Source organism: Ectobacillus sp. JY-23, assembly GCF_023022965.1.
Classification (GTDB): domain Bacteria; phylum Bacillota; class Bacilli; order Bacillales; family Bacillaceae_G; genus Ectobacillus.
Window position 1 is genome coordinate 2,594,959 of sequence record NZ_CP095462.1, and the last position, 12,499, is coordinate 2,607,457.

Annotated in this window: 8 protein-coding genes, 9 tRNA genes and 3 rRNA genes; 18 read left to right on the top strand and 2 right to left on the bottom strand. The window is 44.8% G+C overall.

The window, feature by feature from the left end; translation table 11 throughout:
• The first annotated feature begins 86 nt into the window (after nt 1-86).
• From MUG87_RS13400 to MUG87_RS13410, 3 genes are all read left to right on the top strand, one after another.
• Nucleotides 87-527: a DUF2521 family protein gene (locus tag MUG87_RS13400; protein WP_247082797.1), complete on the top strand. Its 441-nt coding sequence runs from the start codon at nt 87-89 to the stop codon at nt 525-527.
• Nucleotides 528-589: 62 nt separating this feature from the next.
• Complete coding sequence (gene cwlD, locus MUG87_RS13405; protein WP_247082799.1) at nt 590-1,303, top strand: N-acetylmuramoyl-L-alanine amidase CwlD; 714 nt, start codon at nt 590-592, stop codon at nt 1,301-1,303.
• Nucleotides 1,304-1,416: 113 nt separating this feature from the next.
• The gene (locus MUG87_RS13410) at nt 1,417-2,475 is read left to right on the top strand and encodes an Mrp/NBP35 family ATP-binding protein (RefSeq protein ID WP_247082801.1); all 1,059 of its coding nucleotides are present in this window, start codon (nt 1,417-1,419) and stop codon (nt 2,473-2,475) included.
• An 18-nt stretch (nt 2,476-2,493) separates the two neighbouring features.
• Here the strand turns inward: MUG87_RS13410 and gerD are convergent, their stop codons facing one another.
• A complete protein-coding gene (gene gerD, locus MUG87_RS13415) occupies nt 2,494-3,111 on the bottom strand; it encodes a spore germination lipoprotein GerD (RefSeq protein WP_247082803.1) in 618 nt (205 codons plus the stop codon).
• A gap of 130 nt (nt 3,112-3,241) precedes the next feature.
• Here gerD and MUG87_RS13420 point away from each other — a divergent pair, with 130 nt between their 5' ends.
• Nucleotides 3,242-3,844, top strand: a complete 603-nt coding sequence (locus tag MUG87_RS13420) for a KinB-signaling pathway activation protein (protein WP_247082805.1) — start codon at nt 3,242-3,244, stop codon at nt 3,842-3,844.
• Nucleotides 3,845-3,850: 6 nt separating this feature from the next.
• Here the strand turns inward: MUG87_RS13420 and pdaB are convergent, their stop codons facing one another.
• Nucleotides 3,851-4,612 (bottom strand): polysaccharide deacetylase family sporulation protein PdaB, encoded by a 762-nt coding sequence (pdaB, locus tag MUG87_RS13425; RefSeq protein ID WP_247082807.1) that lies wholly within the window; start codon nt 4,610-4,612, stop codon nt 3,851-3,853.
• Between the two features lie 129 nt (nt 4,613-4,741).
• Here pdaB and MUG87_RS13430 point away from each other — a divergent pair, with 129 nt between their 5' ends.
• The 14 genes from MUG87_RS13430 (at nt 4,742) to MUG87_RS13495 (ending at nt 12,328) form a co-directional block, all read left to right on the top strand.
• Entirely contained in the window at nt 4,742-4,960 is a 219-nt protein-coding gene (locus tag MUG87_RS13430) for a hypothetical protein (RefSeq protein WP_247082809.1), read from the top strand.
• 209 nt (nt 4,961-5,169) lie between these two features.
• Nucleotides 5,170-6,705 (top strand): 16S ribosomal RNA (locus MUG87_RS13435).
• 144 nt (nt 6,706-6,849) lie between these two features.
• Nucleotides 6,850-9,768: ribosomal RNA gene (locus tag MUG87_RS13440) — 23S ribosomal RNA — on the top strand.
• A gap of 81 nt (nt 9,769-9,849) precedes the next feature.
• Nucleotides 9,850-9,965 (top strand): 5S ribosomal RNA (gene rrf / locus MUG87_RS13445).
• Together the 16S, 23S and 5S rRNA genes with 9 tRNA genes alongside form the textbook arrangement of a ribosomal RNA operon.
• Nucleotides 9,966-10,122: 157 nt before the next feature.
• A tRNA-Asn gene (locus MUG87_RS13450) sits at nt 10,123-10,197 on the top strand.
• Between the two features lies 1 nt (nt 10,198).
• Nucleotides 10,199-10,271, top strand: a tRNA-Thr gene (locus tag MUG87_RS13455).
• Between the two features lie 17 nt (nt 10,272-10,288).
• A tRNA-Glu gene (locus MUG87_RS13460) sits at nt 10,289-10,363 on the top strand.
• Between the two features lie 7 nt (nt 10,364-10,370).
• Nucleotides 10,371-10,446 (top strand) — tRNA-Val (locus tag MUG87_RS13465).
• Between the two features lie 6 nt (nt 10,447-10,452).
• Nucleotides 10,453-10,537 (top strand) — tRNA-Tyr (locus MUG87_RS13470).
• Between the two features lie 46 nt (nt 10,538-10,583).
• A tRNA-Gln gene (locus tag MUG87_RS13475) sits at nt 10,584-10,658 on the top strand.
• Between the two features lie 4 nt (nt 10,659-10,662).
• A tRNA-Lys gene (locus tag MUG87_RS13480) sits at nt 10,663-10,735 on the top strand.
• A 6-nt stretch (nt 10,736-10,741) separates the two neighbouring features.
• A tRNA-Gly gene (locus tag MUG87_RS13485) sits at nt 10,742-10,813 on the top strand.
• A 10-nt stretch (nt 10,814-10,823) separates the two neighbouring features.
• Nucleotides 10,824-10,899, top strand: a tRNA-Ala gene (locus MUG87_RS13490).
• A gap of 289 nt (nt 10,900-11,188) precedes the next feature.
• Nucleotides 11,189-12,328: a glycerate kinase gene (locus MUG87_RS13495; RefSeq protein WP_247082811.1), complete on the top strand. Its 1,140-nt coding sequence runs from the start codon at nt 11,189-11,191 to the stop codon at nt 12,326-12,328.
• Nucleotides 12,329-12,499: the final 171 nt, after the last annotated feature.

The following is a 12,499-nucleotide window of genomic DNA, read 5'->3' on the forward strand; positions in this document are numbered from 1 at the left end:
CTTATTATACGTCTCTTTTCGTTGGAATATTTTTAGCCGCATGTTCCGTTTCGAGTCGTTTAGACTACGAAGTAGGGAGGTGTTGTATGACAATTGTTACTACCCTAACAGAAAAGAGAAGAGAGAAACAATTGAAATATGAGAAGCGACTGTTGCGGGAACTATCCTTACAAACATTACGCAGCGACATACACAATTCATTTATTCAATACATGAGTGCACCGCGCTTTGCGCGTCATTTAGAGGACTATTGCCTAGAGCTTGCGGTGGAATCATATTTGTTGGGAGCTCGTTATAGTAAATTTGGCTATTATGGCGAGCCTTTACTGGATGTGAAAATTCGCTCTCATTATGAGGAAAGTCATTTGGCTGAAACGCTATTCCAGTTTTTATGTAGCATTCCAGCTAGTGAGTTTACAGAGGAATGCCATCAATCTTTATATGATACATGCTGTGAATTTGTCTCTTGCTGGTGGACGGAAGGTTATACAAAAGGTGAAAGAAGATATCGATTGAGATTGCGGTAACGAATCATATTCCTCTCTCTTGTCCCATATAAGTAAGTAGAGGACGAGCAGGAGGGAGAGATATGAAGAAAATTAAGGTATTTTCGTTTCTAACGGCTGCGGTTATTTTATTTTTTCTGGTACAGCATGAATTTGCAATTACAAAATCATGGAGGTCCTGGAATCTGCCTCTAGCAGGTAAAATTATCGTATTGGATGCCGGTCATGGTGGCCCGGATGGTGGGGCTGTAGGCGGAGAAGACATTGTTGAGAAAGAAATTACCCTGGAGATTTCCAAGAAAATTCGTGATTATCTACAAGAACAAGGAGCGCTAGTTATTTTAACAAGAGATGAAGATGAGGACTTGGCATCTAAGAATACAAAGGGGTACAGTCGCCGGAAGGCTGAGGATTTAAAACAACGGGTAAAGCTTATTAACCATTCAGGTGCCGATTTATTTGTCAGTATACATTTAAATGCTATACCCATTAGTAGCTCCAAAGGTGCACAGACATTTTATTATCGTTCGTTAGTTGAGAATGAAAGAGCGGCTAAGTATATACAAGCTGAGCTAAGAACGAGCTTGGAAAATACACATAGGCAAGCAAAGACGATTAATCGTGTATACTTATTAAAACATGCGGAAGTACCTGGTGTGCTTGTGGAAGCCGGATTTCTATCTAATGTAAATGAGCGATATTTATTGAATTCAGAGAAATACCAACAAAAGGTTTCGGCAGCGGTATATCGCGGTATATTACGCTATTTTACAGAAAAGGGAAACCCTCCTGAATAAGGTGGGTTTTCTTATGTTTATATAAGAAGGAGACATAACCGTTTGTCCTAGGATACAGCATAGGATATAATATATGAAAGCGTATTTATTTCCAATAGGTGGTGGGGGCTATCATGATGACAAAGGAAACGATTGTACAAGCATTAGAACAACTGGAAGATCCGTTTTTACATAAAAGCCTAAAGGAAACGGGTGGGATTAAAGAAGTAACGGTAAAGCCGGAGAAAAATCATGTAAGTGTTAAATTAGCCATTGCTAAAACAGGTACAGCAGAACAAATGCAGCTACAAACAGCTGTTGTAAAGCTGATTAAGGAGCTTGGGGCACAAACAGTTGGTATTCGCTTTGCTGAAATGGATGAAGAAGAGCTAAAAGCTTTTGAAATTAATGAAACTACGCCGGATAATTTACTATCTCCAAACTCAAAAACAGTATTCTTAGCTGTAGCAAGCGGTAAGGGCGGAGTCGGAAAATCTACAGTATCAGTTAACTTAGCTGTAGCCCTAGCAAGATTAGGAAAAAAGGTCGGTATTGTTGACGCAGATATCTATGGGTTTAGCGTACCTGACATGATGGGAATTACCAAGCGACCTGTTGTGAGAGGGGACAAAATTATTCCTGTAGAACGACTGGGTGTAAAAGTAATTTCTATGGGGTTCTTTGTAGAAGATAATGCACCGGTTATTTGGAGAGGGCCAATGCTAGGGAAAATGCTCAATAATTTCTTTACAGAGGTAGAATGGGGTGAACTAGATTATTTAGTACTTGATTTACCACCAGGTACAGGTGATGTTGCGCTAGATGTACATGCGATGCTGCCAGCATGTAAAGAGGTTATTGTTACAACACCTCACCCTACAGCTTCCTTTGTAGCAGCTCGTGCAGGTGCCATGGCACTTCGTACGGAGCATGAGATTATAGGGGTTATTGAAAACATGTCTTACTTTGAGAGTAAAATTACAGGTGAGAGAGAATATGTTTTTGGACAAGGTGGGGGACAAAAGCTTGCAGAAGAGCTGCGCACAAACGTCTTAGGGCAAATTCCTCTGCAACAACCGGATTGGAACAAAGAAGACTTTGCGCCGTCTGTATATGAAGCTGATCATCAAATAGGTAAAATTTATAATGATATTGCAAAGAAAGTTGCTGATTTAACTGTATATGCAAAATAAAACCTCCATTTGGAGGTTTTATTTTTGTTCTTGTTGGTTTTGAGAGCTACCCTCTCCATTAGAGGGTTTTGAGCTGCCTGTGCTTTCTTCTCCGCCCTTTTCAGCTTTTTTAATAGCTTTGCTAATAACATCAATCATTTTTGCTTGAAATAAAGGACTTTCTGTTGTTTCTGTTATAACCTGCTGTACGTGTTTTCTATATTCTTTACTTTTCATGACTTCCATCATTTGTTTTTCTATTTCAGGGTTTTTCATGATATCAATAACCCCAGCTTGATACTCGGGATCTTTTAATAAAGTCTTCATCAGCTTTGTTTGTTCTTTTTCCATACTTTTTGCAAATGCAGCAACAAACTTGGGGTCTGTAAAGGCTTTTTCCCAAAATTGTTGCCCCTTTTCAGACATCATTACATCTTCTATCGTCTTTTTAACAACAGCCTCATCTAAAACCAAGGTTTGTTTAATTTTTTCATCAGCAAGCACTTGTTCAATTGCTTTTTTGCCAGAGTCGGTCTTTAAGATATCGACAACCATTTTTTTCGTTTGGTCATAATCCGGTTGTGACTCCGCTTGCTTTGGTTGAGCGCAGGCGGTTGTTAAAAGAAGAAAGCACAATAATAACGGAATCCGTTTCATTAGCCGGAGCCCCTTTCACTACTTTTTCTTTTTTAATATGAATCCTACGTTGAAATTTATACATGGTCACGCTGGTCTTTTTGTATTACAATTTAATATAGAACTATGTAGAATAATGGGGGATTATGTAGTGAATAGCCGAAAGTGGGTACGTTTGTTTATTTCAACATTGATGCTTGGCGGAATAAGTACCATTTTAATCGGGTTTATTTTAAGATGGGAGCAATACGCAAGTTTATTTCAGAATGTTGATGCAAAAGAAATTTTTTCTGTAGCATTCTGGCTGCTTGGTGTAGGTTTTATTTTTAGTGTTATTAGTCAAATGGGCTTTTTTGCATATTTAACTATTCACAGATTTGGTCTAGGGATATGCCGTTCTGCCTCTCTTTGGAATGGTGTGCAGTTGGTTTTAATTCTGTTTGTTATCGTAGATTTTGTATATTTACGAGCTGTTTTATTTGCTAATCAAGGTGTATCTGTAGGAAACAGCTTACTAATAGGTGCTGCGTTATTAGCAGTAGCGGCCTTTGTGGCCTACATAAAGAGTAAAGAGACAAATAAACAAGCTTTTGTTCCTGCACTCTTTTTTATGGTGGTTGTTACTATTATTGAATGGACACCTGCGCTGCGTGTAAACGACAGCGATTGGTTATACCTAATGGTGATACCACTCTTATTATGTAATGCATATCAAATACTTATTTTACATCGACTCGTAAAGAAAGAGAGCTGACCGTTGTCAGCTCTCTTTGCTTTTGACATTTGTGTTAGAAATCATCTCAGATACAGAAGCGCTCGCATATCCTTGTGCACGAAGGTGCTCAATTAATAATGGCAATGCTTGATTTGTTTGTAATGCAGAATCTGAGGCGTGAAGGAGGATAATATCTCCCGCGTGTAAATCTTTTGTTACTTTGGTTACAATAGTTTTTACGCCTTCATTTTTCCAGTCATCTGAATTATTACTCCAGTGTACAATTGTATATCCGAGAGACTCAGCGGTTTTGAGAATTTCTTTATTAAAACTGCCGCTCGGTGGACGTAATAGCTTCATTTGTTTCAGACCCAGCTTTTGAAACACATCCTGTGCTTTTAGAATATCCTGTCTAACCTCAGCAGGCTTTAGTGATGTATAATCCGTGTAATTATAACCCATACTTCCAATTTCATGACCATCTTTTATAATACGCTCCACAATCATGGGATGACGTTCCGCCCATGCTGCAGATAAAAAGAAGGTTGCATTCTTTATATCTTGCTGTTTCAGAGTATCTAATATTGGTATGGCTTTTTCATCTCCCCAGCTTATATCAAAAGTAAGAGCAATTTGTTTTTTTGCACTGTCTCCCTTATAAATGGCTTTCGGACCTGTGGCTGTTGAGAATACGAATTCTTTAGAATAGGTTTGAAGAAATAAAAACCAAGCCGTACATAATGACAATAGAACAATGAGTAATAGTTGTTTGAACTTTCCCTTACTTGTTACAAAGAAGAAAAACATAGATCACAGCTCCCTTGTCCAGTCTTTTTCAATTACATATATGCAGAGGATTTTTGAAACATGCTTTTGCCATTCATAAAAATGAAGATATAGGAAATAATTAACATATATTTGGAATGGAGGGGTTATATGCTGGGATTAATCTTGACTGAGAAAGAAATGAAAGAAATTGAGTACTTATTAAAGAGAGAGATGGATGAAATCTTATTTGACTTTGAGGATGAAAGAATTGATTATGTAGTAAAACGATCAATGGAAGAAAGGTATGCAATTCTATTTCAATTATTTTCTCGAATTACAGCACCGGTAAATCGGGTTCAGTATATTAGAAAAAGAGTGCATAAATAATTTTAAAAAGGTGTTGACGGTAAAGTCATAAGTATGGTAAATTTATCTTCGTCGCCGATGAGCGAATGTGAAAAAATGAAAACAAAAAAACGTTTGACATTTAAATTCACAAATGATATATTATGAAAGTCGCTGATGAGCGATACATAGTTCTTTGAAAACTGAACGAAGTACAAAACGTCAACATTTATTTTAGCTAGACAAACACTTTTATGGAGAGTTTGATCCTGGCTCAGGATGAACGCTGGCGGCGTGCCTAATACATGCAAGTCGAGCGGACCTCTTCGGAGGTTAGCGGCGGACGGGTGAGTAACACGTGGGTAACCTGCCTGTAAGACTGGGATAACTTCGGGAAACCGAAGCTAATACCGGATAATTTTTTGAACCGCATGGTTCAAAATGGAAAGATGGTTTCGGCTATCACTTACAGATGGACCCGCGTCGCATTAGCTAGTTGGTGAGGTAACGGCTCACCAAGGCGACGATGCGTAGCCGACCTGAGAGGGTGATCGGCCACACTGGGACTGAGACACGGCCCAGACTCCTACGGGAGGCAGCAGTAGGGAATCTTCGGCAATGGGCGAAAGCCTGACCGAGCAACGCCGCGTGAGTGATGAAGGCTTTCGGGTCGTAAAACTCTGTTGTCAGGGAAGAACAAGTACGAGAGTAACTGCTCGTACCTTGACGGTACCTGATTAGAAAGCCACGGCTAACTACGTGCCAGCAGCCGCGGTAATACGTAGGTGGCGAGCGTTATCCGGAATTATTGGGCGTAAAGCGCGCGCAGGCGGTCTTTTAAGTCTGATGTGAAAGCCCACGGCTCAACCGTGGAGGGTCATTGGAAACTGGGAGACTTGAGTGCAGAAGAGAAGAGCGGAATTCCACGTGTAGCGGTGAAATGCGTAGAGATGTGGAGGAACACCAGTGGCGAAGGCGGCTCTTTGGTCTGTAACTGACGCTGAGGCGCGAAAGCGTGGGGAGCAAACAGGATTAGATACCCTGGTAGTCCACGCCGTAAACGATGAGTGCTAAGTGTTAGAGGGTTTCCGCCCTTTAGTGCTGAAGTTAACGCATTAAGCACTCCGCCTGGGGAGTACGGCCGCAAGGCTGAAACTCAAAGGAATTGACGGGGGCCCGCACAAGCGGTGGAGCATGTGGTTTAATTCGAAGCAACGCGAAGAACCTTACCAGGTCTTGACATCCTCTGACAACCCTAGAGATAGGGCTTTCCCTTCGGGGACAGAGTGACAGGTGGTGCATGGTTGTCGTCAGCTCGTGTCGTGAGATGTTGGGTTAAGTCCCGCAACGAGCGCAACCCTTGATCTTAGTTGCCAGCATTCAGTTGGGCACTCTAAGGTGACTGCCGGTGACAAACCGGAGGAAGGTGGGGATGACGTCAAATCATCATGCCCCTTATGACCTGGGCTACACACGTGCTACAATGGACAATACAAAGGGTTGCGAGACCGCGAGGTGGAGCGAATCCCATAAAATTGTTCTCAGTTCGGATTGCAGGCTGCAACTCGCCTGCATGAAGCCGGAATCGCTAGTAATCGCGGATCAGCATGCCGCGGTGAATACGTTCCCGGGCCTTGTACACACCGCCCGTCACACCACGAGAGTTTGTAACACCCGAAGTCGGTGGGGTAACCGTAAGGAGCCAGCCGCCTAAGGTGGGACAGATGATTGGGGTGAAGTCGTAACAAGGTAGCCGTATCGGAAGGTGCGGCTGGATCACCTCCTTTCTATGGAGACATCAATGAACGCTGTTCATTGTATGAATACGTTTTGACAACTTCGTTCAGTTTTGAGAGAACTATCTCTCAAACATGTACCTTGAAAACTGGATAACAATACAAGTGTAATTCAAAAAGTGTAAACTTTTTAATGGTTAAGTTAGAAAGGGCGCACGGTGGATGCCTTGGCACTAGGAGCCGATGAAGGACGGGACTAACACCGAAATGCTTCGGGAAGCTGTAAGTAAGCTATGATCCGGAGATCTCCGAATGAGGAAACTCACCATTCGTAATGGAATGGTATCCTTATCTGAATACATAGGGTAAGGAAGGCAGACCCAGGGAACTGAAACATCTAAGTACCTGGAGGAAGAGAAAGCAAATGCGATTTCCCAAGTAGCGGCGAGCGAAACGGAATTAGCCCAAACCAAGAGGCTTGCCTCTTGGGGTTGTAGGACGCTCTATACGGAGTTACAAAGGAACGAGGTAGACGAAACGGTCTGGAAAGGCCTGTCATAGAAGGTAACAACCCTGTAGTTGAAACTTCGTTCCCTCTTGAGCGGATCCTGAGTACGGCGGAACACGTGAAATTCCGTCGGAATCCGGGAGGACCATCTCCCAAGGCTAAATACTCCCTAGTGACCGATAGTGAACCAGTACCGTGAGGGAAAGGTGAAAAGCACCCCGGAAGGGGAGTGAAAGAGATCCTGAAACCGTGTGCCTACAAGTAGTCAGAGCCCATTTACGGGTGATGGCGTGCCTTTTGTAGAATGAACCGGCGAGTTACGATCCCGTGCAAGGTTAAGTTGATAAGACGGAGCCGCAGCGAAAGCGAGTCTGAATAGGGCGACATAGTACGTGGTCGTAGACCCGAAACCAGGTGATCTACCCATGTCCAGGGTGAAGTTCAGGTAACACTGAATGGAGGCCCGAACCCACGCACGTTGAAAAGTGCGGGGATGAGGTGTGGGTAGCGGAGAAATTCCAATCGAACCTGGAGATAGCTGGTTCTCCCGAAATAGCTTTAGGGCTAGCCTCAAGTGTGAGAGTCTTGGAGGTAGAGCACTGATTGGACTAGGGGCCCCCCTCGGGTTACCGAATTCAGTCAAACTCCGAATGCCAATGACTTATTCCTTGGGAGTCAGACTACGAGTGATAAGATCCGTGGTCAAAAGGGAAACAGCCCAGACTGCCAGCTAAGGTCCCAAAATGTATGTTAAGTGGAAAAGGATGTGGAGTTGCTTAGACAACTAGGATGTTGGCTTAGAAGCAGCCACCATTTAAAGAGTGCGTAATAGCTCACTAGTCGAGTGACTCTGCGCCGAAAATGTACCGGGGCTAAACATACTACCGAAGCTGCAGATTGATACCAAAGGTATCAGTGGTAGGGGAGCGTTCTAAGGGCTGTGAAGTCAGACCGTAAGGACTGGTGGAGCGCTTAGAAGTGAGAATGCCGGTATGAGTAGCGAAAGATGGGTGAGAATCCCATCCACCGTATGCCTAAGGTTTCCTGAGGAAGGCTCGTCCGCTCAGGGTTAGTCAGGACCTAAGCCGAGGCCGACAGGCGTAGGCGATGGACAACAGGTTGATATTCCTGTACCACCTCTTTACCGTTTGAGCAATGGAGGGACGCAGGAGGATAGGAGATGCGCACCGCTGGTCGCGTGCGTCTAAGCAGTTAGGCTGATGAGTAGGCAAATCCGCTCATCGTAAGGCTGAGCTGTGATGGGGAAGCCCGTATGGGCGAACTCTCTGATTCCACACTGCCAAGAAAAGCTTCTAGCGAGGTAAAAGGTGCCTGTACCGCAAACCGACACAGGTAGGCGAGGAGAGAATCCTAAGGTGTGCGAGAGAACTCTGGTTAAGGAACTCGGCAAAATGACCCCGTAACTTCGGGAGAAGGGGTGCTCTCTAGCGAGAGCCGCAGTGAAAAGGCCCAAGCGACTGTTTAGCAAAAACACAGGTCTCTGCGAAGCCGCAAGGCGAAGTATAGGGGCTGACACCTGCCCGGTGCTGGAAGGTTAAGGGGAGAGGTTAGCGCAAGCGAAGCTTTGAACCGAAGCCCCAGTAAACGGCGGCCGTAACTATAACGGTCCTAAGGTAGCGAAATTCCTTGTCGGGTAAGTTCCGACCCGCACGAAAGGTGTAACGATTTGGGCACTGTCTCAACCAGAGACTCGGTGAAATTATAGTACCTGTGAAGATGCAGGTTACCCGCGACAGGACGGAAAGACCCCGTGGAGCTTTACTGTAGCCTGATATTGAATTTTGGTACAGCTTGTACAGGATAGGTAGGAGCCTATGAACCCGGAGCGCCAGCTTCGGTGGAGGCGTCGGTGGGATACTACCCTGGCTGTATTGAAGTTCTAACCCGCGCCCCTACATCGGGGCGGGAGACAGTGTCAGGTGGGCAGTTTGACTGGGGCGGTCGCCTCCTAAAATGTAACGGAGGCGCCCAAAGGTTCCCTCAGAATGGTTGGAAATCATTCGAAGAGTGTAAAGGCATAAGGGAGCTTGACTGCGAGACCTACAAGTCGAGCAGGGACGAAAGTCGGGCTTAGTGATCCGGTGGTTCCGCATGGAAGGGCCATCGCTCAACGGATAAAAGCTACCCCGGGGATAACAGGCTTATCTCCCCCAAGAGTCCACATCGACGGGGAGGTTTGGCACCTCGATGTCGGCTCATCGCATCCTGGGGCTGTAGTCGGTCCCAAGGGTTGGGCTGTTCGCCCATTAAAGCGGTACGCGAGCTGGGTTCAGAACGTCGTGAGACAGTTCGGTCCCTATCCGTCGCGGGCGCAGGAAATTTGAGAGGAGCTGTCCTTAGTACGAGAGGACCGGGATGGACGCACCGCTGGTGTACCAGTTGTTCTGCCAAGGGCATCGCTGGGTAGCTATGTGCGGACGGGATAAGTGCTGAAAGCATCTAAGCATGAAGCCCCCCTCAAGATGAGATTTCCCATAGCGTCAAGCTAGTAAGATCCCTGAAAGATGATCAGGTTGATAGGTCAGAGGTGGAAGCACGGCGACGTGTGGAGCTGACTGATACTAATCGATCGAGGGCTTAACCAAAAAAGCAGAAGCGAGCGTTTAGCGAGCTGGAGCTAGATTACACACTTGTTATCCAGTTTTGAAGGAACATGCCTTCATATGTCTAGTGATGATGGCAAAGAGGTCACACCCGTTCCCATACCGAACACGGAAGTTAAGCTCTTTTGCGCCGAGGGTAGTTGGGACCTTGTCCCTGTGAGAGTAGGACGTCGCTAGGCATTATTATTCCGCAATAGCTCAGCGGTAGAGCACGAAAGAATAATCTTCATTGATTAGTCTTCAGCGTACTGATTGAGCTGCTTCTTGAGTCATCTTTCTGAGATCAGGACGATCGGCTGTTACAAGGAGTATATATTAGGAATAAAACCTTAGCATTCCGCAATAGCTCAGCGGTAGAGCAATCGGCTGTTAACCGATAGGTCGTAGGTTCGAATCCTACTTGCGGAGCCATGCTTCCATAGCTCAGTCGGTAGAGCACTTCCATGGTAAGGAAGAGGTCACCGGTTCAAGCCCGGTTGGAAGCTATGCGCCATTTTTTAATGGCCCGTTGGTCAAGTGGTTAAGACACCGCCCTTTCACGGCGGTAACACGGGTTCGAATCCCGTACGGGTCACCATATATATGGAGGATTAGCTCAGCTGGGAGAGCATCTGCCTTACAAGCAGAGGGTCGGCGGTTCGAGCCCGTCATCCTCCACCATATATCGGAGGGGTAGCGAAGTGGCTAAACGCGGCGGACTGTAAATCCGCTCCCTCAGGGTTCGGCGGTTCGAATCCGTCCCCCTCCACCATTTTGTATAAAATTTGGACAACCTGTCTAAAATAAAAACGTATTGTTGGGCTATCGCCAAGCGGTAAGGCAACGGACTTTGACTCCGTCATTCGTTGGTTCGAATCCAGCTAGCCCAGCCATTATGAGCCATTAGCTCAGTCGGTAGAGCATCTGACTTTTAATCAGAGGGTCGAAGGTTCGAGTCCTTCATGGCTCACATTTTGCGGAAGTAGTTCAGTGGTAGAATACAACCTTGCCAAGGTTGGGGTCGCGGGTTCGAATCCCGTCTTCCGCTTACTTATAACGGGGCCTTAGCTCAGCTGGGAGAGCGCCTGCCTTGCACGCAGGAGGTCAGCGGTTCGATCCCGCTAGGCTCCACCAACTACATATTATAAATGACAAGCTGTAGATTCAATAATGAATTTACAGCTTTTTTGTGTTTTTGATAGATTATTTTCTAAAGAGTGTTGCTTTTAGATAGGTTTCTTCGTTTACGGTTGGTTGGAGCGGAAGGTGCAAGACTCCTGCGGGAGCACTACACGCCCCGCGGAAAGCGAGCAACCCCGAGCGGAAATCAACCATGCCCCACTACTTGTTAAATCGCAACAAAGTTTGCGAAAACAGCTTTCAATAAGATTTCTCTGTCATAATAAAAATGGAGGGATGAAAAATGAAAATTATTATTGCACCGGATTCCTATAAAGAAAGCTTAACAGCTAGGGACGTGTGTCATGCAATTGAAGAAGGGTTTGGACAAGTATACCCAGATGCAACATACATAAAAGTGCCGTTAGGTGATGGAGGTGAAGGAACGGCATCTCTATTAACAGAAGCATGTGGAGGCACCTTTGTCTCTTGTAAGGTACATGACCCATTAGGAAGAGTTGTAGAGGCTTTTTACGGCCTCTCACCAGACGGTAGCACCGCATTTATTGAGATGGCAGCTGCTTCCGGATTACATCTTTTATCACCGAAGGAACGGAACCCGCTTATAACAAGTACATATGGAACAGGAGAGCTCATATTAGATGCTATAAATGCGGGTGTTCAAAAGATTATTTTAGGATTAGGAGGTAGCGCAACAAATGATGGGGGAGTCGGAATGGCTGCTGCATTAGGAGTACGGTTTTTAAATCGAAAGCATAGCACTATTTCTTTAAATGGAGGCGGACTAGATGAGTTGGCTTACATTGATACATCTGCTTTAGATTCTCGACTAGCTTCTATTAAAATAGAAGCTGCTTGTGATGTGAATAATCCTTTAGTAGGAGAGAAAGGTGCCTCCTATATATTTGCTCCGCAAAAAGGAGCAACATCTACAATGGTTGAGCAATTAGAAAGAAATATGAGAAATTATGCTTATGTTCTCAAAGAATGTGTACAGCGAGATGTAAATGTCGCAGGGGCAGGTGCTGCAGGGGGAATGGGTGCGGGCGTTCTTGCTTTCCTAGGCGGAGAGCTGGTGCCTGGTATTGACCTCGTTCTATCTGTTTCTGGTATCGAGAAACACATGCAAGAGGCAGAGCTTCTTATTACAGGGGAAGGAAGAATTGATGCACAAACCATTCATGGTAAAACAGTTTCCGGTGTGGCTACATTGGCTGCACAATATGGTGTACCTGTAGTTGTAATTGCTGGCTCGGCCGATAATAATCATCAGGTTGTTTATAAGCATGGCATTGACGCGGTATTTAGTATCGTACCGGGAGCTATGTCTTTAGAAGAAGCATTACAAAATGCATATGAAAACGTGAGTCTAACTGCAAGGAATGTAGCTGCTGTTTGGAAAATAGCACAACAGAGCTTATAAAAAGATCACTAGAAAAACTAAGATGAAATAAAACTATGCACATCCAATAAGATGTTATGGCGCTTTCTTTTTCTTGCCCTTGGTATGTTGGAAAAACTACAAAAACTGATATAGCATTAGCTAAAAGAGGATACAAAAACGCCAATCTTGGCGTTTTTTTCATTTGTACAA

Excerpts from the sequence above, each read along its gene's own strand:
- MUG87_RS13400 (WP_247082797.1), top strand. The coding sequence starts at position 87 with ATGACAATTGTTACTACCCTAACAGAAAAGAGAAGAGAGAAACAATTG.
- MUG87_RS13410 (WP_247082801.1), top strand. The coding sequence starts at position 1,417 with ATGATGACAAAGGAAACGATTGTACAAGCATTAGAACAACTGGAAGAT.
- cwlD (WP_247082799.1), top strand. The coding sequence starts at position 590 with ATGAAGAAAATTAAGGTATTTTCGTTTCTAACGGCTGCGGTTATTTTA.
- MUG87_RS13495 (WP_247082811.1), top strand. The coding sequence starts at position 11,189 with ATGAAAATTATTATTGCACCGGATTCCTATAAAGAAAGCTTAACAGCT.
- gerD (WP_247082803.1), bottom strand. The coding sequence starts at position 3,111 with ATGAAACGGATTCCGTTATTATTGTGCTTTCTTCTTTTAACAACCGCC.
- MUG87_RS13430 (WP_247082809.1), top strand. The coding sequence starts at position 4,742 with ATGCTGGGATTAATCTTGACTGAGAAAGAAATGAAAGAAATTGAGTAC.
- pdaB (WP_247082807.1), bottom strand. The coding sequence starts at position 4,612 with ATGTTTTTCTTCTTTGTAACAAGTAAGGGAAAGTTCAAACAACTATTA.